At 57.5% G+C, this 20350-nt stretch carries 13 protein-coding genes; 9 read left to right on the forward strand and 4 right to left on the reverse strand.

All coding sequences use genetic code 11. From position 1 onward, the window contains the following. Positions 1 to 154: 154 nt before the first annotated feature. Positions 155 to 1360 carry an aminotransferase-like domain-containing protein gene (locus CLOEV_RS04795; protein WP_008710967.1) on the reverse strand — a complete coding sequence of 402 codons (1206 nt, stop codon included), beginning with the start codon at positions 1358 to 1360 and terminating at the stop codon, positions 155 to 157. Between the two features lie 213 nt (positions 1361 to 1573). Between CLOEV_RS04795 and CLOEV_RS04800 the strand changes: the two genes are divergently transcribed. Genes CLOEV_RS04800 through CLOEV_RS04810 form a run of 3 tightly spaced genes read left to right on the forward strand, consistent with a single transcriptional unit; the run spans position 1574 to position 4094 of the window. After that, positions 1574 to 2587: a 3'-5' exoribonuclease YhaM family protein gene (locus CLOEV_RS04800; RefSeq protein ID WP_034442262.1), complete on the forward strand. Its 1014-nt coding sequence runs from the start codon at positions 1574 to 1576 to the stop codon at positions 2585 to 2587. Between the two features lies 1 nt (position 2588). Further along, complete coding sequence (locus CLOEV_RS04805; RefSeq protein WP_034442266.1) at positions 2589 to 3509, forward strand: RluA family pseudouridine synthase; 921 nt, start codon at positions 2589 to 2591, stop codon at positions 3507 to 3509. Beyond that, complete coding sequence (locus tag CLOEV_RS04810; protein ID WP_034442269.1) at positions 3510 to 4094, forward strand: DUF1847 domain-containing protein; 585 nt, start codon at positions 3510 to 3512, stop codon at positions 4092 to 4094. A gap of 25 nt (positions 4095 to 4119) precedes the next feature. On the opposite strand, the gene CLOEV_RS15825 is transcribed toward CLOEV_RS04810, so the two are convergent. The 3 genes from CLOEV_RS15825 to CLOEV_RS04825 form a co-directional block, all read right to left on the reverse strand. Beyond that, complete coding sequence (locus CLOEV_RS15825) at positions 4120 to 4737, reverse strand: TetR/AcrR family transcriptional regulator (RefSeq protein ID WP_051484898.1); 618 nt, start codon at positions 4735 to 4737, stop codon at positions 4120 to 4122. A 180-nt stretch (positions 4738 to 4917) separates the two neighbouring features. Beyond that, complete coding sequence (locus CLOEV_RS04820) at positions 4918 to 5676, reverse strand: hypothetical protein (RefSeq protein WP_034442271.1); 759 nt, start codon at positions 5674 to 5676, stop codon at positions 4918 to 4920. Between the two features lie 124 nt (positions 5677 to 5800). Continuing rightward, the gene (locus CLOEV_RS04825) at positions 5801 to 7351 is read right to left on the reverse strand and encodes an S-layer homology domain-containing protein (protein ID WP_034442273.1); all 1551 of its coding nucleotides are present in this window, start codon (positions 7349 to 7351) and stop codon (positions 5801 to 5803) included. Positions 7352 to 8249: 898 nt separating this feature from the next. Between CLOEV_RS04825 and rpoB the strand changes: the two genes are divergently transcribed. The 6 genes from rpoB (at position 8250) to fusA (ending at position 20319) form a co-directional block, all read left to right on the forward strand. Next, positions 8250 to 11930 (forward strand): DNA-directed RNA polymerase subunit beta, encoded by a 3681-nt coding sequence (rpoB, locus tag CLOEV_RS04830; RefSeq protein ID WP_034442276.1) that lies wholly within the window; start codon positions 8250 to 8252, stop codon positions 11928 to 11930. After that, positions 11930 to 16939 (forward strand): DNA-directed RNA polymerase subunit beta', encoded by a 5010-nt coding sequence (rpoC, locus tag CLOEV_RS04835; RefSeq protein WP_034442279.1) that lies wholly within the window; start codon positions 11930 to 11932, stop codon positions 16937 to 16939. Before rpoB ends, rpoC begins: the two co-directional genes overlap by 1 nt. Before the next feature lie 124 nt (positions 16940 to 17063). Beyond that, positions 17064 to 17309 (forward strand): L7Ae/L30e/S12e/Gadd45 family ribosomal protein, encoded by a 246-nt coding sequence (locus tag CLOEV_RS04840; protein WP_008710979.1) that lies wholly within the window; start codon positions 17064 to 17066, stop codon positions 17307 to 17309. Between the two features lie 36 nt (positions 17310 to 17345). Continuing rightward, positions 17346 to 17717 carry a 30S ribosomal protein S12 gene (gene rpsL, locus CLOEV_RS04845; protein WP_008710980.1) on the forward strand — a complete coding sequence of 124 codons (372 nt, stop codon included), beginning with the start codon at positions 17346 to 17348 and terminating at the stop codon, positions 17715 to 17717. 21 nt (positions 17718 to 17738) lie between these two features. Then, on the forward strand, positions 17739 to 18209 hold the full coding sequence (gene rpsG / locus CLOEV_RS04850) for a 30S ribosomal protein S7 (protein ID WP_008710981.1): 471 nt from the start codon (positions 17739 to 17741) through the stop codon (positions 18207 to 18209). Positions 18210 to 18252: 43 nt separating this feature from the next. Continuing rightward, positions 18253 to 20319 carry an elongation factor G gene (gene fusA / locus CLOEV_RS04855; protein ID WP_008710982.1) on the forward strand — a complete coding sequence of 689 codons (2067 nt, stop codon included), beginning with the start codon at positions 18253 to 18255 and terminating at the stop codon, positions 20317 to 20319. Positions 20320 to 20350 lie beyond the last annotated feature (31 nt).

A 20350-nucleotide genomic window follows, 5' to 3' on the forward strand; every position in this document is an offset into this window, starting at 1 on the left:
CTTTTCGCGCTCCCGTATGTTTCATTTTTCAAAGCGTCCGCCTACGGCGGCCCGTGGATTTTAGTCTAACATCGCGAAGCGCCGCTGTAAATAAAAATGCCGGGGGGCGAAGCGCCCTCCGGCATTTTTGCGGCTTTACGCTGCAGACGGCTCTTTACAGTTCTTTGATAGCGGCGGCGAGGCGCTTTACGCCCTCTTCGATCTCCTCCGGCTGTGCGAAGGTGAAGCAGGTGCGCATATAGTCGAGCCCCTCGCCCTCTCCCGCGTAGAAGGAGGGGCCGGTGACGAAGGCGACGCCGTGATCTATCGCCTTCATGAAGAGCTTGGTCGAATCGACGCCCGGTACCTGAAGCCAGAAGAAGAATCCGCCCTCCGGCGTATGGTAGCGGGTGTTGGCCGGCAGGTGTTTTTTGAAGGCGGCGTCCATCGCGTCGCGTTTCTTGCCGTAATGGGCGATGATCTTCGGCAGGAAGCCGTCGAGGTGTCCAAGGCGGCAGTATTCATAGACGAGGGCCTGCGCGACGACGCTCGTGCAGAGGTTGGTCCCCTGCTTGATCATCACCATCTTCTGGATCAGCTCGGGCGCGCCGACGATCCACGCCACGCGCGTGCCGGGCGCCAGTATCTTGGAGAAGGAGCAGGCATAGACGACGCGCCCGCCCTTATCCATCGAGAAGATGGTCGGCACATGCTCTCCGTTGTAGCGGAGGTGTCCGTAGGGATCGTCCTCGAAGATGACGAGGTCATATTTCTCGGCGATCTCGAGCAGCTTTGCGCGGCGCTCTTTGGTGAGCGTCGCTCCCGAAGGGTTCTGGAAGTTGACGATCGAATAGATGAATTTTATATTATGTCCGTCTTTGCGCCCCTGCTCGATGACCTGCGGCAGCAGGTCGACGCGGAGTCCGTCCTTGTCGCATGGCACGGAGAGGAAGCGCGCGCCGCGGTTGCGCATCGCGTGCAGCGCCCCCGGGTACGTGGGGCCCTCGACGATGATCGTATCGCCGTCGTTGAGCAGCACGGAACAGAGAAGGTCCATCCCCTCCTGCGAACCGGTGGTGATCAGCATCTCGTCGGATTTTGTCTCACGGCCCATGCGGGGGGCCATCCACTTTGCGATATATTCCTTGAGCGGTTCATAGCCGTTCGTGGCGCCGTACTGCAGAACGTCCTTGCCCTCGCGCGCCAGTATCTGAGAGGCCTCGGAGAACTCCGCGACGGGGAAGACCGCCGGGTCGGGGTTCCCGCCGGCAAACGAGATGACGCCGGGCGTCTTTGTGTACTTAAGAAGCGCGCGTATCGGCGACGGCTTTACATTTAACGCTATCTCTGAAAGTCTTGTGTTCCAATTTACTGTGCTCATAGAAAAATCCCTCCAAAGTAAGGTATAACCGTATTATACACGTTTTACCTGAAGTATGTGGTACGGCGGACTGATGTATTAATTGTCCGTACAGCGTTTGGAACGCGCTCCGGCGGCCAGAGAGGCGGAATTATTATGAGCGCGCGCTATATGACATAAAAAGATGATATTATAGGGACGTATGATTTTGTTTTATGGAAGGAAGATGAAACGATGACTGCTAACCTGCTGCTCAACAGCCAGGAGGTGCGAAAGCTCCCCGCGGGCAGCCTCTTCAAGGCAATTTTTGTCGTCAGCGCCCTCTCGCAGAAGAGCGATAAAAACGGAAAACCCTATTACGACGTGACAGTTTCCGATTCATTCGGAAGCATCGAGGCGAAAGTCTGGTCGGACGCCCAGTGGCTCGATAAGTCGGAGGCCGAGCCGCAAAACGACGACGACCGTTTGCCGGTCGATAAAATACTGCTGCTTGTCGGAAAGACGGTTGGCATAAACGGCAAGGCGGCGGAGTACCGCGGGCAGCTCCAGTTCAATTTCAACAAACTGACGCTGCTCAATCAGGATAAATACCCGCCGGCGGGCTATCTGCCGCGTTCGCCGATCCCTTTGGATGAACTTACCGCCCGCTTTGAGGCGCTTGTCAGAGACTGCGGCGGCGAGGCCGGCGATTTCCTCCGCAAGGTCTTCACCGGGGAGCTGTGGAGCCGATTCCGCGATTGGCCGGCGGCGGTCAGCCACCATCACGCCTACGCGAACGGCCTGCTTGAACATACGCTCTCCGTCGCGGAGTGCGCGAAGTCTATGGCCGGTTCGATGCTGGGGGCGGGCTATGACGTCGACGTCGATATTGTCGTCGCCGGAGCTTTGCTCCACGATATCGGCAAGCTGGACTCCTACAGGATGATCTCCGTCCCTGAGATGACCGTCGAGGGGGCGCTGCTCGACCATGTGGCGCAGGGATACATGCGCTTTAATGAACTTGCGGCGCAGTTCGGCCTCACGGATAAGACACGCATGCACCTTGGCCACATACTTCTCTCTCATCACGGACAGCGCGAGTTCGGCTCGCCCGTCGTACCGGCGACGCCGGAGGCGATGATAGTTTCCTCGGCTGACGAGCTTGACTTCCGCATGTTCTGCTGGCACGATTCCGTGAAGAACCTTACCGAAGACCAGCCGATATCGGCGTGGAACAACTCGACTCAGCGCAGGTTCTGGAAGAAATAAAATGGGCGGAGAGCTGAGGATTTCCGCGGACAACGACGGCCGCCGCGTCGACCGGGTGCTGCGCACGCTCTGGCCGCAGGTGCCGCTTGGGGCGATCATGAAGGCCGTCCGCACCGGAGAAGTTCGGCTGAACGGGAGAAAGACGAAGGCCGACGCGCGCCTCGAAGAGGGGCAGCTTCTCTATGTGCCATGGGAGGAGGCAGCCGGTTCGGCCTCACGAAACGGCTGCGATGTCCATGAGGGAGATATTTCCGAAAAAAGGCCGCCTCTTGAGACGCTTTACAGGGACGGCTATCTCTGGATCGTAAATAAGCCTGCCGGGCTGCTCACGCAGCCCGATGTCAAAGGCGGCGACTCGCTTATCACGAGAGCGCTTGCGGAACTTTGCTGGACCCGCAGCGACTACAGGCCCGCGACGGTGCAGCGGCTTGACCGGAACACCACCGGCGCAGTGATAATCGCGCTCACGGGCGCCGCGCAGCGCCGTCTCGCGGAATTGATACGTGAACATAAGATAAGAAAGCTGTATCATGCCGTCGTTGAGGGCATAGCCGACGAATCCGGGCGCGTCGACCTGCCGCTCTTGAAGGACGGTTCCGCCAACATGGTCCGCCCGGACAAAGATGGGCAGCCGGCCCTCACTCTTTACCGGAGGATATCCGTCCAGGGCGCGCGCAGCGTCGTGGAGGCCGAGCTTGTCACCGGACGCTCCCACCAGGCGCGCGTGCATCTGGCCGCGATCGGCCATCCGTTGGTGGGGGATGCGAAGTATGGGAGCGGACGGGGCGCGAAACGCCCGCTGCTTCACGCGAGAACGGTGATCTTTCCCGATGACGGCGAGCTGCCCGCGGTATTGCGCGGCGCAGCCGTAACGGCGCCGCTGCCCGCCGATATGAAAAAATATGAAGGAGATGCGCTATAGATGAGATGTGACCTTTGTACGGAAAAATTATGCAAAGAGGGAATGGCCTGTACATCCTGCGACGCGGCCGCGCTCTACTCCGACACGGAGGACCGCCGTATGATGCGCGCCGCCTCGGAGGTCGAGGCGGAATATTATGGAGAGGTCAACCGTATCCAGGAGATAATACTCTTTTCCCGCAAGATGGGATATCGGAAACTCGGCCTCGCCTTCTGCGCGGCCCTTTCGGAAGAGGCGGCCAAACTCTCGCAGATACTGGAAAACTACTTTGAGATAGCGACCGTCAACTGCAAGGTCTGCGGCGTGCCCAAAGCGGAGATGGGCGCGATGGAGAGCGACAAGGTCGGCTCGATATCCTGCAACCCGATCGAACAGGCCGAAGTGCTCAACGCCGCGAAGACGGACTTGAATCTGCTGCTCGGGCTATGCGTCGGCCACGACGCGCTCTTCATAAAATATTCACAGGCTCCGGTCGTTCCCGTCGCCGCGAAAGACCGCGCCATAGCACACAACCCTCTCGGCGCGCTCTACTGTTCGGCGATCTTCAAACGGATGATGAAAGAGGCGAAGAATCAGCAGGAGTAAACGCGCGCTCGAAAACCGAAGGCCGCTATATTCTCACGGGCGCCAATTCCTTTGTGAAAGAATCAAAGACGAAATTCAGGCACCCGTGAAATTCCTCCGGAAGTCTCTCTGCTATCTGCATCGTCCTCAGCCCGTTGAAGAGCGTCGTTATCATCACCGCCACCTTCTCTGGGGGCACGTCGCTCCTTATCCTGCCGCTGTTCTGCGCTCTTGTGATAAATCCCTCCACCATCTCCCTTTCGTGTACGAGGGACTTGCCGATAATGTCGTTCGCCTGGGCCCGGACCTCCTCCGGCCATTTATAGTCCTCCCGCAGCAGTTTGTGCCCGATCCTGTAACGGATGTCGCTGTCCGGGCGCACAAGCACTTTTTTATAAAGCGTGCTCAAGTCTTCCGCGGAATCCGGCATAACCAGAGCTTCAAAAAACTCGTGTTCGTCTATCCGGCACAGCTCCTTTATGATACGGAGCAGGATGTCGTTTTTATTTTTGAAATGCCAGTAGATGGCACCTTTAGTCAGCCCGGCCCTTTCCGCGATCTGGTTCAGCGTTATCTGTGAAAAATCTCCTTCGGTAAACAGCTCGCAGGCGGCTTGAAGGATAGCATGTCTGGTCTCCTTGGCCTGTTCCTTTGTTCTGCGCATGGTCCGATGCCTCCTTGTGGATGATCGTGAGAGTTGATTATATGGTATCCATTTGACAAATAGCAACATATCAAAATGATTTTTACAGGGCAAACGCTGCGGCAAATGTCAGAGGTTCAGCGCCGAGCCTATCCGGCATTTTATGCGTTTGCCCAGGCGGTTTGGCATTTGCCCCGGCGCCTACTGTTTCGCGAGCTCGTCCAGCCTTGCCTGGATGGTCGATATCTCGCCGTTGATGGAGGCGAGCTTCGCCTCTTCCTCGGCCTTGTCCTTGCGAAGCTTTTCGAGACGCTTCAAGAGGCGTTCCGTTTCCAGCTTGTCGGCGGCCTTGCCCCTGTAGAGCGCCTGCGGGTCGTCGCGGTCAATATCCCAGATGAAGCTGATAGTCTTGCCCTCGAGTATCGGGCTTATCGCCGATACGAATTCAAGGCTGACATTCTTCACGCCCTTCAATAGATCCTTTCCCGTCTTCTCGTCGAATCGCGGGAAAAAGATCAGTCCCTCTTTTTTGCCCTGGAACTTGAAATTGAAGCGCCTGTCGTAGTCCGTCGGTTTATAGGTCTTGCCGGCGATTCGCAGCTTCACCATGATATCGAACGGCCCGAGGAACATCGTCGGCCCGTTGTTGATGAACTCGATCTGTATCGGTATCAGTTCGTCAAGCTTGAGGCTCGAGAGGAACTTATACTTATAGTCGTCGGTCTCCTGCTGCGTCCAGAGATTGTCTTTTGCCTCTTTCTGCACGAGCGCTTCGATGAACTCGGCGGAATAGTATGTGGCTCTGACTTCAAGATTGGCGCCGTCCTCGTCCACATGTTTGCGGGATTTCGTCCAGCGCTGGAGCACCTGGCCGAACGTGTCCGCATCGGATGGAAGCGCGTCGCCGAGAGTAAATATCAACGCCGCTATGATTATTAGAAATGTAGTAAACTTTTTCAATTGAATACCTCCTGGTCTATGTGATTTTGTCTGTAATGAAGACGGGAGAAAATAGGACAAGAATAAAGCCGTTTGTAAAAAACAGAGACCCTCGCGGGTCTCTGTTTTGCGTAAAGCAGATAGCTTAGAAGCTGACGTTGGTGCGGAAGCGTACGACGTGGTCCTTGCCCTGTGTGCCGGCGAAGCCGAGCAGGTTGGTGTCGCCGTGGTCCACCTGGTCGTATGCGAGTTCGAAATAGATAGCCGGGGTGTACTGATAGCCGACACCGAGGCCCCATTCCGTCGCGTCGTCAAGATAATCCGTGTCGTAGTCGACGTTCGCGAAGCGGACGAAGCTGCTCCACTTGTCGTTCCACTTCTGGTCGGCCTTCACGAACCACCACTTTGATGTTCCGAACGGATCCGCGTACATCATATTGCGTCCGACATAATCGTAGTTGCCGTTGCCGCCGCCGATCGAATAGCGGTTTTCATAACCGAGGAAGGTATTGTCCTGCTGCGAGTATTCGATCCAGAGTCCCGTGAACTTGAGAAGGTCCTGTTTGATGTCGAGGATGGCCTTCCACGCCTTTGGGCTGTCTTCCGTATCTCCGGCCCTTACTCCGCCGTAACCGTAGGTCATTACGTCGCTTCCTAGATCCTGGAAGTAATAGATACCCTTCAGCTCGACTGCCGGGGTGAACTTGAATCCGGCATAGAAGCCGTAGACGTTCACGTCATAGTCGCCGTCGACAAAGTTTGAATCTTCCTGGAACCAATAACCTGTCGCGCCGAGCATGAACTTCTCGTTGGGACGCCAGTTGAGGTCGAGGGCGTAATTCATATACGTGCCTTCACCCAAAGTGCCGTCCATCGCATAATCGTTGCCCCAGTTGTCGTTGCGTCCGACGATCGCCGTTGCCTTGAAAGAGTTCCACTTCTTGCTGAGCTGGAACCCGTCGGTGCGGTAGTCGCCGAAGATAGAATCGTTGTCGGTATAGAGACCATATTCGTCTTCAAAGTCGACCGCGAAGCGTCCGACGCGTAAGTCTACGTCATAGGGGAGCTTCGTGTTCACATAGAGATGTGACCAGCGCATGTGCTGGAGATCGCCGCGGCCGTCTTTGTTGCCGGCGGAGTCGCTGCCCGTGCGGTACTGGGCGTAGAAGTAGGTGTTCTCGTCGATCTGCTTCGTGAGGAACAGACGGAAACGGCTCTTCGTAAATTCGTTGTCCTCGCCGTTGGCCGTGTAATTATTCACATCGTTGTCACTGCCGCCGAACTTCGCGTCGAAGCGGAAATTACCGCGGATCTTCCATCCGCCGATACCGTCTTCAAGGACTGCGACTCTCTTGTCGAGTTTGTCGACCTTCACGCCGAGGGCGTCGAGTTCGTCTTTGAATTCCATGACGAGCTTCTTGAGGAGTTCGAGATCCTGCTTGCTGGCCTTGTCAGCGTCGATCGCCACGAGGGCGCGCGCTACCACTGACGCCATCTCATAACGTGTCGCGGGCTGTGCGCCCTTGAATGCGCCGTCAGGATATCCTGATACGATTCCGCGGGAAGCGAGAAGACCTACCGCGTCATAGGCCCAATGGCCCTGGGGTACGTCCATGAACGGGTTTGTTGCTGCGAGTGCCGGAGCGGCGAACGCTACTACGGCAACCATTGCGAGTACTGCCATAAACTTTTTCATTACTTGTACAACCCCCTTGGTTGTTTTTTAGTTTTTTGTATTACGCGGAAGCTCCGCTTTAGGGGTTGCCGGCATCCATACTCAAGTCTCCAAAGTTTCCTTGCTCTATGTTTGTCGTCAGCCTTTTCAGCCTTGCCGCCGCCTTAAAATCTGCTCTCCTTTATTGGCTGGGGGTTGGTTTTCACCTCTCTTTCTTGCCGTCCAGGGTCGCCGCAGAATTCCAAGCTGTTTGGGGTCCGGATTGTCAATGTGCGTTGCTCTTACGTGAAGATTATATTTTTACCGCCGCGAAATATATATAAGCCTGAAGACTCATAGTATATATAAATACTTTTTATCAATATTATAGATACCAAAGGGGTGCTAAAGTATTTAACGTTTTTGTGTGCGGCATAAATTTATAAATCGGGATATGAACCATGTTTTTAGGAGGGGGCAAAACGACGCGCGCCATAATAAATGTATCTTTTTACTTTAGAATATTTACTATTTATATCTAATGAATATTTGATATAAGCCTATAGGACCATATTTTTAAAATAGGTAGACTGTAAAATACAGTCTCCACCGCCTGGGGCAATCGTGAGGTTTTAAACGGAAGAGCAGAGAGAAATTCTCCCATCAGCTTTTTATGCCGAGTTTTTGCGCGCGCGGAGGAAAATATCGGGCGCGCAAATATGTGAAAGGTCCCAAAAGCCGTTCCGCCGCTTGACAAAAGGCTCGGAGAGGGTCCATAATAGCGGCTGTCGGGAAACTTGGCGACGATTTCAGCAGAATATTTTCATAAAAAATAAAAACAGGCGACGTCTGTCTATTGACAGTTGTCGCTTTTTTGTTATAATCCTCATTTGTACGATTGTACATTCTCATCATATTCTCGAATGGGGAGGATGCTCCCATGCAGGTTAAACAGACTTCGGGCAAAGCATTTGAGCGGCGTGTAGTTTTTGGTAAAGAGAAGAATTTGATAGCACTTCCGGATCTGGTTGAGGTACAGCGCAACTCATACCAGTGGTTTTTTCAGGCCGACAGGGAGCCTGATATGCGCGCGTCACAGGGGCTGCAGGAGCTTTTCGATGAGATTTTCCCTATCGAGAGCTACGACGGTTCCTTCGCTCTGGAATTTGTAAGATATTATGTCGATCCTGTTCCTATCAGTCTGGATGAGGCTCGCAGCCGGGACCTTACGTGGTCGAGACCGCTGCGTGCGACGATCCGCCTGATAAACAAGAAGACCGGCGAGATCAAGGAAGAAGAAATTTATCTTGGTGACTTCCCCGCGATGACGGAGAGGGGAACCTTTATCATCAACGGCACGGAACGTGTCGTTGTAAACCAGCTGGCCCGCTCGGCCGGCGTCTATTACAGCGCGGACCTCGGCATTCCGGGACAGGAGACCTTTGTGGCGAAGCTGATCCCGGACCGCGGAGCGTGGATCGAGTTTGACCTCGCCCCGGGGGACGTTCTCTCCGTAAAGATAGACAACCGCAAGAAGATTCCCGTCACGATGATGCTGAGAGCTTTCGGCATCCAGAGTACGGACGAGATAATCTCTCTCTTTGACGGCAAAGAGGTCGAGAAGGATCTCGTTGACGACGATGTCCGCGGAATGCTTCTCGCGGAGGATATCGTTGCGAACGACGGCTCCGGCGCCGTGGAGATCCGCAAGAACACGCGCCTGACAAAGGAGCACATGGAGGTCCTCTGGAACCACGGGCGCACGAAGGTATGGGTATGGGATATCGATCCCGCCCTCGCCGTGACGATAGAGCGCGACAACACCGACACGCCGGACGCGGCGATGCTTGAGCTTTTCCGCAAGCTGCGCCCCAACGAACCGGCGCGTATGGAGAACGCCCGTGAATATATCACCAGCATATTCTTCGATTCCAGAAGATATAATCTAGGCCGTGTCGGACGCTACAAAATAAATCGCCGCCTGCAGCTCGAACTTTCCAATTCGGAAAGGCTGCTTACGGTAACCGATATCGTGGCGATAATCAAGGGGCTGATCCGCCTTCGCGACGGCAGCGAGCACATGGACGACATCGACCATCTCGGCAACCGCCGCGTGCGCGCGGTCGGCGAGCTGCTTCAGAACCAGGTCCGCATCGGGCTTCTGCGTATGGAGCGCATCGCGCGCGAGCGTATGACGACGACGCCGGATCTTGCCACGGCGATGGCGAAGGATCTCATCAACGTCCGTCCGATATCGGCGGCGCTGCGTGAGTTTTTCGGTTCGGGACAGCTTTCGCAGTTTATGGACCAGACAAACCCGCTTGCGGAGCTAACGCACAGACGCCGTCTTTCCGCCCTCGGCCCCGGCGGCCTCTCGCGCGAGCGCGCGGGATTTGAGGCGCGCGACGTCCACCATACGCATTACGGACGCGTCTGCCCGATCGAAACGCCTGAAGGCCCGAACATCGGGCTCGTCACCTCTCTCGCCACCTTCGCCCGTATCAACGACTACGGCTTCCTTGTCTGCCCGCGCCGCAAGGTGGTGGACGGCAAGGTCACGGAGGAGATCGTCTATCTCTCGGCGGACGACGAGGACGAATACTATGTCGGGCGCGCCGACCTGCCTATGGATGACGAGGGCAACGTCCTCCCGTCCTCGACAGGCGGCATCTATGTCCGTCACCATGACAACACTATAGAGATAGACCCGAAGGAGCTCGACTACCTCGACATATCGCCGAAGCAGATCGTCTCCATTTCGACGGCGCTCATTCCCTTCCTCGAGCACGACGACGCGAACCGCGCGCTGATGGGTTCCAACATGCAGCGCCAGGCGGTCCCCCTCGTCTTCCCGGATTCTCCGATCGTGGGAACGGGCATTGAACACCGTATCGCCAAGGACTCCGGCTCCTGCGTCGTATCGCGCAGAGCCGGCACCGTCACCTATGTCGACGCCGACCTGATAGTCATCAGGACGGACGACGGAGGGCAGGACGAATATCATATGCCGAAGTTCCGCCGTTCGAACCAGGGGACGGTCATCCACCAGCGTCCGCTCGTCTACACCGGGCAGCATGTCGACGCCAACGAGATAATCGGGGACGGGCAGGCCTGCGACCAGGGAGAGCTCGCGCTCGGCCGCAACGTCGTCGTCGCTTTCGTCTCGTGGGAGGGCTATAACTTTGAAGACGCGATCCTGCTCTCTCAAAAGCTGGTAAAAGAGGATTTCTATACCTCGATACATATAGAGGAATACGAGGTCGAGTCACGCGACACCAAGCTCGGCCCGGAAGAGATATCGCGCGATATCCCGAACGTGGGCGAAGACGCCCTGAAGAATCTCGACGAGGACGGCATCGTCCGCGTCGGCGCGGAGGTCAAGGCCGGCGACATCCTCGTAGGCAAGGTGACGCCGAAGGGCGAATCCGACCAGTCTCCGGAAGAGAAGCTGCTCCGCGCGATATTCGGAGAGAAGGCGCGCGAGGTGCGCGACACCTCCCTGCGCGTGCCGCACGGCGAAGGCGGCAAGGTCGTCGAGATCAAGCGCCTCAGCCGCGAAAAGAACAGCGAGGACCTGAGCCCCGGAGTCAACGAGGTCGTAAAGGTCTATGTCGCGCAGTTCCGCAAGATAACCGAGGGCGACAAGATGGCGGGACGCCACGGAAACAAGGGCGTCGTCTCCCGCATCATGGCGGAAGAGGACATGCCCTACCTCTCGGACGGCACGCCGGTAGACGTGGTGCTGAACCCGCTGGGCGTTCCTAGCCGAATGAACCTCGGACAGGTCCTTGAAACGATGCTCGGCTTCGTCGCGATGCAGCGGGGCTATAAGGTGGTAACGCCAGTCTTCGAATCGGCGACGGCCGAAGATATAGCGGACGACGTCAAGTGGGTACAGGAAAACAGGTATCCCGAGATGCGCGACGACTGCAAGATAACGATATACGACGGTCGTACCGGCGAGCCGATGGCGAACCAGGTAATGGTCGGAGTCATGTATATGCTTAAGCTGATACATCTTGTCGACGACAAGATCCACGCGCGTTCGATCGGGCCGTACAGCCTTATCACGCAGCAGCCGCTCGGCGGTAAGACGCAGTTCGGGGGGCAGCGTTTCGGAGAGATGGAAGTCTGGGCCCTTGAGGGTTACGGCGCGGCCCACATGCTGCAGGAGATGCTGACTGTGAAGTCGGACGATATCCGCGGCCGCCTCAAGACTTACGAACGCATCGTGAAGGGCGAGAATCTCGCGAAGCCGGGCGTTCCCGAATCCTTCCGCGTCCTTATCAAGGAGCTGCAGGGACTGGCGCTGGACGTCGAGATCATGTACGCCGACGGCAGCTTCGGCGAGCTCGTCCTGAATGACGACGAGGACGAGAGAAGCCCGCGCCACGTATCGTTCAAGCCCGACGCGACGGTAGACGACCTCGACGCGGTCTTCAACCAGGATATGACAGTCCCGGCGAAGGCCTCGGGCGTCAGCGACCTCTTCCATGAGGGCTCGGTGGAGTACAGCGGACTTGAGCTGCACGAGACCGACGAGGAACGGGACGCCGCCATACTGAGCGACGATCTATTTGAAAGTGAGCCACAGACCGGTGAGCAGGGGGATGAAGATTAATGGCAAATGTGAGTCATGAAATCGCCGGAGTAAGAATGAAGCTTTCCTCTCCCGAGAGAGTCAGGGAACTCTCCAGCGGGGAGGTCAAGAAGCCGGAGACCATAAACTACAGGTCGCTCCGCCCGGAGAAGGACGGCCTTTTCTGCGAGCGTATCTTTGGCCCCATCAGGAGCTACGAGTGCGCCTGCGGCAAATATAAGCGCAGCGGGCCGAAGTTCCGCGGCGTCGTCTGCGAGCGCTGCGGCGTCGAAGTGACCGACAACCGCGTACGCCGTGAGAAGATGGGGCATATAGAGCTGGCGGCGCCGGTCGTGCATATCTGGTATCTGCGCGGCATCCCGAGCCGTCTCAGCCTTCTGCTGGGAGCCTCGACAAAGGAGCTCGAAAAGGTAGTCTACTTCGCCCCGACGCGCCGCCGCGAGAAGGTCTATAAGGTGGTCAACGAAGGACGCCGGATAGACCTCGCGCGCCGCGGTTCGCTGATGTCGGCCTCGGAGGAGCGCATCCACCGTTTCTATGACCCGAAATTCAAGGCCGAAGAGGCTTACCGCATCACAAAGGTCGAAGAGGTGCCCGTGGACGACGGCGACATCGTCACGGCGGCCCAGGTCAGCCGCCTCCGCAGCGATTACGGAGACGATCTGTTCAAGGTCGAGCCGGCCTTCCGCGTATATAAGGAGAGCGACGCCGAAAACAGCGTCGAGATGGTCTCGGATACGAAGAAAAAGGTGATGCTGGCGCGCGATCCCGAGCTGAAAGCCGAACGCGCCGTGCTCAACAATCAGGAGGCCTATATCGTCACCGCCGTCGTGCGTCTGCCCTTCGCGAAGAACGACGTCATCTCGGAGAGCGAATTCCGTCTTTACGCGCAGAAATATCCGAAGCGCTTCCAGACGGCCGAAGAGACCGAGACGATCGAAGATCCGTGCTATATCGTGATCGAGGGCGGCGACTCGCCCTTCGTGCGCGGGGATATCGTTCTTGAGCGCGAAGAGATCATCTGCGCCGCCTATGACAAGGGATTCCAGGCAGGGATCGGCGCTGAGGGCGTCTATACGCTGCTTTGCCAGATAAACATCGACACGCTCGTCGACCAGCTCCGCGAGGAGATAGCCGAGTGTTCGGGCCAGAAAAAGCGAAAGCTAATCAAGCGGCTTCAGGTGGCGGAGGATTTCCGTAAGAGCGATTCGCGTCCCGAATGGATGGTCCTTTCCGTGCTGCCCGTCATCCCGCCGGACCTTCGTCCGATGGTGCAGCTTGACGGCGGACGTTTCGCGACCTCCGACCTCAACGACCTCTACCGCAGGGTCATAAACCGCAACAACCGCCTGCGCAAGCTCCAGGAGCTCAAAGCGCCTGAGATCATCGTGCGCAATGAAAAGAGGATGCTGCAGGAATCTGTGGACGCCCTCATTGACAACGGCCGCCGCGGAAAGGCCGTGCTCGGCGCAGGCAACCGCCCGCTCAAGAGCCTGACGGACCTTCTGCGCGGCAAGAAGGGGCGTTTCCGCCAGAACCTTCTCGGAAAGCGCGTCGACTATTCGGGCCGTTCCGTCATCGTGATCGGGCCGCACCTCAAGATATACCAGTGCGGGCTTCCGAAGCAGATGGCCTTGGAGCTCTTCAAGCCGTTCGTCATGCACAAGCTCGTCGAAAGCGGGCTCGCGCCGAACGTCAAGAGCGCGCGCCGTTTCATCGAGCGCGGACGCGACGAGGTATGGGGAATCCTCGAGGGAATCATCAAAGATCATCCCGTCATGCTGAACCGCGCCCCGACGCTGCACCGTCTCGGTATCCAGGCTTTTGAGCCCGTGCTTATCGAAGGTAAGGCGATCCGCCTCCACCCGCTCGTCTGCACGGCCTTCAACGCCGACTTCGACGGAGACCAGATGGCCGTCCACGTACCGCTTTCGCTGGAGGCCCAGACGGAGGCGAGGGTGCTTATGCTCTCGTCGAACAACCTGCTCTCGCCCGCGAGCGGAAAGCCGGTCGTCACGCCGACACAGGACATCATCCTCGGCGTCTACTATCTGACTACGCTCAGAGAGGGACTCAAGGGCGAGGACATGTACTTCCGCGACACGGAAGACGTCCTTTCGGCGCTCGATCATGGGATCGTCCATGTCAATTCCAGGATACGGCTCATGAAGAACCCCGCGTGGGAATGCGAGACGATGGACGGGAAGTGGATAGAGACCTCGCCAGGACGCGTGCTCTTCAACTGTGCGCTGCATCCCGGCTTCCGATATAAAAATGAGACTATAAATAAGAAAGAAATGGGCAAGCTCCTCGACGAAGCCTACGACAAGGTCGGGCAGACCGGCATGGTCGAGATGCTCGACGCGATCAAGACGCTCGGCTACCGCTGGTCTACGGTCAGCGGCATCAGCCTCGGTGTCGGCGACGTCATCGTGCCGAAGGAGAAGAAGGAGATACTTGACGTAACGCTCGTGCAGGAAGAGGATCTCACCAGCCAGTATGAAATGGGCATCCTCACGGAGGACGAGTACATGCGCCAGAAGGATATCCTCTGGTCTGACGCCGGACGCCGCATCGCCGACAAGATCATGGACAGCATGCAGGTGACGAACCCGCTGCGCATCATGGTCGACTCGGGAGCCCGAGGCTCGCGCGGACAGGTCGCCCAGATGGCGGGTATCCGCGGACTGATGGCCGACCCATCGGGACGCATCATCCGCTATCCGATCGTCGCGAACTTCAAAGAGGGCCTGAACACGCTGGAATACTTCATCTCAACGCACGGAGCGCGAAAGGGACTCGCCGACACGGCCCTCCGTACCGCCAAGTCCGGTTATCTGACGCGCCGCCTCGTCGACGTCGCGCAGGATCTCATCGTGATGGATGAGGACTGCGGCACGTACAGCGGAGTCGAGATCCGTCCGCTGCTCCAGCAGGACGGCAAGGCGACCATCCCGATGTCCGAACGCCTCGCGGGGCGCATCAGCGTAGCCGACGTTAAAAACCCGAAGACCGGCGAACCGCTGCTTGAGAGAAACGAAGAGATAAGCGTCGAAAAGGCTAAATATATAGAATCGCTCGGCATCACCTCGGTCTGGGTGCGCAGCCCGCTCACCTGCGGCCTCCGCCACGGCATCTGCCGCGCCTGCTACGGCCGCGACCTCGCGACGCGCAAGCGGGTCGCCATCGGCGAATCCGTCGGCGTCGTCGCCGCCCAGTCGATCGGAGAACCCGGCACGCAGCTTACGATGCGTACCTTCCATACGGGAGGCGTCCGCCAGTTCACGGGAGAGGACATCACGCAGGGCCTGCCGAGGATCGAGCAGCTCTTTGAAGTCCGCCGCCCGAAGAAGGTGGCGATACTCGCAGAAGACACCGGCACGCTGGTCGAGATCCGCGAGATGGACGGCAAACGCAAGCTGATCATCGCCAAGCAGGGCGAAGACGGCACGGAAGAGCGTATCTCCTATAACATCCCCGCATCCCAGAACCTCCTTTCGGGAGTTGAGGAGGGATGCCAGATCACAAAGGGCATGCTGCTGACCGAGGGATACATCGACCCGCAGCAGCTGCTCGAGGTCGAAGGGCTTGAGGCCGTACAGCATTACCTGCTTGACGGCATCCAGGAGGTCTACCGCTCACAGGGCGTTTCGATCAACGACAAGCATATCGAAACGATCCTCCGCAAGGTCGCGCCGGTCAACCGCGTGCGCGTGGTGAAGGAGGGCGACAGCGCCTTCGTCTCAGGCGAACTTGTTTGGAAAGAGGACCTTGAAAACGCGATAACCGAGATCAGGGAGGAGAACGATAATTCGCTGAATGAATCCTACTCCTTCCTGAAGGACTATAAATTCGTCGATATCCCGGGAGAGGCCATGCCCGAGGGCGACCTCAAAGAGGCCGTCTTTACGAGAGAGGGCCTTGGCGAGCTGCTGCAGCCCGGCAGCCCCGCGACGGAGATCATCATCGAGGACGAAGAGGGGCCGGTGCGCGTCACCATCGGAGACGCAAACTTCAGGCGTTCGATGGAGGGCCTTGAGATCATAGAGGATTTCGTTTCGCCGGAGAGCGGCGAGACGCTCGTCGCGGCAGGCACGAGGCTGGCCTCGGCCGATCTCGCGGCGATCGTCGGCTGCCCGCCGAAGCCGCTCTTCATCCGTGACATGAACCTTCTTGAGGGAAATAAAGAGAAGTCGTGGTTTGCGGCCGACGTCGAGGATGACGGAAGCGTCATCATCAAGATGGATTCGCTGCTTGACGATGAGGCCATCGCCCTGCTCAAGAGCCACAACACCCGCCAGATAAAGCTCTGGAAGGCTCCCGAAGTGATCAATCTGACCGACGCGATGCACCACGTACTCATCGAGCACTTCTTCGGCAAAGCGATCACGCAGGCGCTCAACGCCGACGGCGAAGTTATCGAGGACATCCCGCACGTCATCGACGGTTCGGTCGTCCGCGGGCTCGTCGAGGGCGCCATCTCCGGCGTGGAATGCGACGACATGATCCTCACCAAGGAGCGCATCGTCAAGCTGCTGCTTACGGAGAGAGCTCTCGGCAAGATACTGCTTGAGCCCGTCACCGACGACAGCGGCGAGATCGTGGCAGAGGCGGCGCAGGAGATTACAAGCTCCGTGCTTGAGAAGATCGCGTCGTCGGCGGCCGGCAGCATAACGCTGCGTTCGAAGGCCGCCGCCTCCGAGTACAAGAAGCTCCTTCAGAGGGTGTCGTTCGTCCGCCGGCTCCGCGAAGAGCCCCAGTGGCGTCCCGTCGTTCACGGCGTCACCAAGGCGGCGCTCGCGACGGACAGCTTCCTCTCCGCCGCCTCCTTCCAGCAGACGGCGCAGGTGCTTGCCGCCGCCGCGGTCAGGGGCGACGTGGACAGCCTCGTCGGACTCAAGGAGAACGTAATAATCGGGCTTCTCATTCCCGCGGGGACGGGCATCGAACGGCACCGCAAGGTGGAGATAAAAGAGGAACAGGAAGCCCCTTCCGAGCTTGAACTTATGGAGGCGTCATTCAAAGAATAGGCCGACAGTCTCCTCGGAAAAAATATTTTAAGTAAATTAACGGCGGCAGGGCGCAGTGTTTATTGACACGTGCGCCCTACGCTGTTATTATATATCGGTGCGACTGCGCACAGGAGGTGTTCGTGTGCCCTTAAATGAATTAGCCTCCTCGCCGAGATGTGCGGGACAGAACAGCGTTCTGCGCAATATCGCCAGGGGAGAGGCGCTCAAGGTTTTTCTCGCGGCCGACGCCGATGAGAAGCTGGCGTTAAGAATAAGGGCCGCCTCGAATGAGCGGAATATCCCCGTCGAGACGGCGGCGGATTCACAACAACTGGGAAGAGCCTGCGCCCTGACGAGAAAAACGGCGGTCGCGGCGATTCTTAAATAGTAGAAATGACCATCACTAAAGGAAGGAGGGAGCTATTTGCCAACAATCAGCCAGCTTATTCGTAACGGCAGAGAGGAAAAGAGACGTCGCTCAAGCGCGCCTGCTCTTCAGGAGAATCCCCAGCGCCGCGGTGTCTGCACCCGCGTTTACACGGTGACTCCTAAGAAGCCGAACTCTGCTCTTCGTAAGGTCGCTCGTGTGCGCCTTACCAACGGAATCGAAGTTACAGCTTATATACCGGGAGTCGGTCACAACCTTCAGGAACACTCAGTAGTGCTAGTTCGCGGAGGCCGTGTGAAGGACCTGCCTGGCGTACGCTATCACATAGTCAGAGGTACGCTTGACTGCGGCGGAGTTGAAAACCGTCGCCAGAGCCGTTCGCTCTACGGTGCGCGCAGACCGAAATAACTTTAATGGGAGGTAGTTTTTATGCCGCGTAAAGGTCATGTAAAAAAACGTATTACACCGCCCGATTCAGTCTACGCGAACCCCGCGATCACAAAGTTCATCAACTGTCTGATGCTCGACGGCAAGAAGAGCACGGCGGAGAGGATTTTGTACGGAGCACTGGATCTGGCCGGAAGCAGACTCAACCTTGAGCCTGCCGAAGTATTTGAGAAGGCAATGACAAACGTTCGTCCTCTGGTCGAAGTTCGTCCTCGCCGCGTAGGCGGTGCGACCTACCAGGTCCCCGTCGAAGTGAAGCCCGACAGGGCGCAGGCGCTGGCGATCCGCTGGATAATCAACTTCTCACGCTCACGCAAAGGTATCCCGATGGTAGAGCGCCTTGCGCGCGAACTCGGCGACGCATGCAAGGGCGAGGGCGGTTCGGTTAAAAAGCGTGAGGATACGCACCGTATGGCGGAAGCCAACCGTGCATTCGCCCATTACCGTTGGTAGTGGAAAATATTACAAATCTTGATTTAGTTTGGTGGTGTTGACGATGCAGGGCATCGACTTAAGTACAGTGCGCAATATAGGAATAGCTGCGCATATAGATGCAGGTAAGACGACGACGACGGAACGTATCCTCTTCTATACAGGCCGTAAGCACAAGCTGGGGGAGACCCACGAGGGTGCCGCCACAATGGACTGGATGGAGCAGGAGCGCGAGCGTGGTATTACGATCACATCGGCGGCTACTACCTGTTTCTGGGGCGATTGCCTTATCAATATAATTGATACACCCGGACACGTGGACTTTACCGTCGAGGTAGAGCGTTCCATGCGTGTCCTTGACGGCGCTGTCTCCGTGTTCTGTGCTGTCGGCGGCGTTGAGCCGCAGTCAGAGACAGTCTGGCGTCAGGCCGACAAATATGGTGTGCCAAGGATAGCATTCGTCAACAAGATGGACAGAGTAGGCGCTGATTTCTTTGCGGTAGTCGACCAGATGCGCAAGCGTCTGGGGGCAAAGGCGATCCCCATCCAGATCCCTATCGGCGTTGAAGACGGCTTTACCGGCATGGTGGACCTCGTTCACGAGAAGGCTGTCATCTATGATGATACCCTCGGTACGGAATTTCACAGCGCCGACATTCCTCCCCAGCTGGAGGAAGAGGCCGCCCTCGCGAGAATGGAAATGCTTGAGATGCTCGCCGACTATGACGACGAAATGATGGAGCTTTACCTTGAGGGGACCGATATCCCTCTCGATATGGTGAAGCGGGTCATCAGAAAGGCTACCATCAGCCTGGACATCGTCCCCGTGATGTGCGGTTCGGCCTTCAAGAACAAGGGCGTACAGCCCCTGCTCGACGCGGTCGTGGCATACCTGCCCAGCCCGCTCGACATGCCGCACCTCGTTGGCGTGGACCCGGACGATACCGCCAAAGAGATCGAAGTAAAGGCATCGGCGGATGCGCCCTTTGCGGCGCTCGCCTTCAAGATCATGGTCGACCCGTTTGTCGGAAGGCTCGCCTTCTGCCGCGTCTATTCCGGTTCGATCGAGAGCGGAACGTCGATATACAATACAAATACCCGCCGCCGCGAGCGCGTGGGACGCATCCTTCGCATGCACGCGAACAAGCGTGAGGAGATGGACGGCGCCCAGGCCGGACTCATCGTCGCGATCCCCGGCCTCAAGCAGGTACGTACCGGCGACACGCTCTGCGATGAAAAACATCCGGTGCTCCTTGAGAACCTCATATTCCCCGAGCCGGTCATCTCGCTTTCTGTCGAACCGATGAGCAAGGCGGACCAGATCAAGCTTGCGAAGGGACTTGAGGCGCTTTCCGAGGAAGACCCGACATTCCGCGTCTCCGTAAACGAAGACACGGGGCAGACGCTGATCAGCGGTATGGGCGAACTCCATCTGGAAATCATCGTCGACCGTCTGCGCAGGGAGTTCAATGTCGAGGTCAAGGTCGGGCGTCCGCAGGTCGCCTACCGTGAAGCGATCCGCAAGCCCGCTAGGGCTCAGGGCAAGTTCGTCAGGCAGTCCGGCGGTAAAGGTCAGTACGGCGACGTCGTCCTTGAAGTCGAGCCGCTCGAAGAGGGCAAGGGCTTTGAATGGGTCGACAAGATCGTCGGCGGAGTCGTGCCGAAGGAATATGTCCCCGCTGCCCAGAAGGGCGTTGAAGAGGCGCTCAATAACGGAGTTCTCGGCGGTTATCCCGTTATCGGCATCAAGGTCGCGATCGTCGACGGCAGTTACCATGAAGTCGACAGCTCGGAAATGGCTTTCCGCATCGCGGGTTCCATGGCTATCAAAGAGGCCCTTAAAAAGGCCGATCCCGTCCTTATGGAGCCTGTAATGAACGTTGAAGTCGTCGTCCCGGAAGAGTATATGGGAGACGTCATCGGCGACCTTTCGTCGCGCCGCGGACGTGTGGCTGAAATGGGCGTGCGCGCGAACGCGCGTATCGTCAAGGCATTCGTGCCGCTCGCGGAAATGTTTGGATACGCGACAGATCTCAGAAGCAAGACATCTGGCCGCGCCTCATATACAATGAGCTTTGACCACTACGAGGAAGTTCCTCGCAATGTGGCCGAAGAACTGCTCAAGAATTAATCAAGGAATTACCTCAAGGAGGTTAGACTGG

This window comes from Cloacibacillus evryensis DSM 19522 (assembly GCF_000585335.1).
Classification (GTDB): Bacteria; Synergistota; Synergistia; order Synergistales; family Synergistaceae; genus Cloacibacillus; species Cloacibacillus evryensis.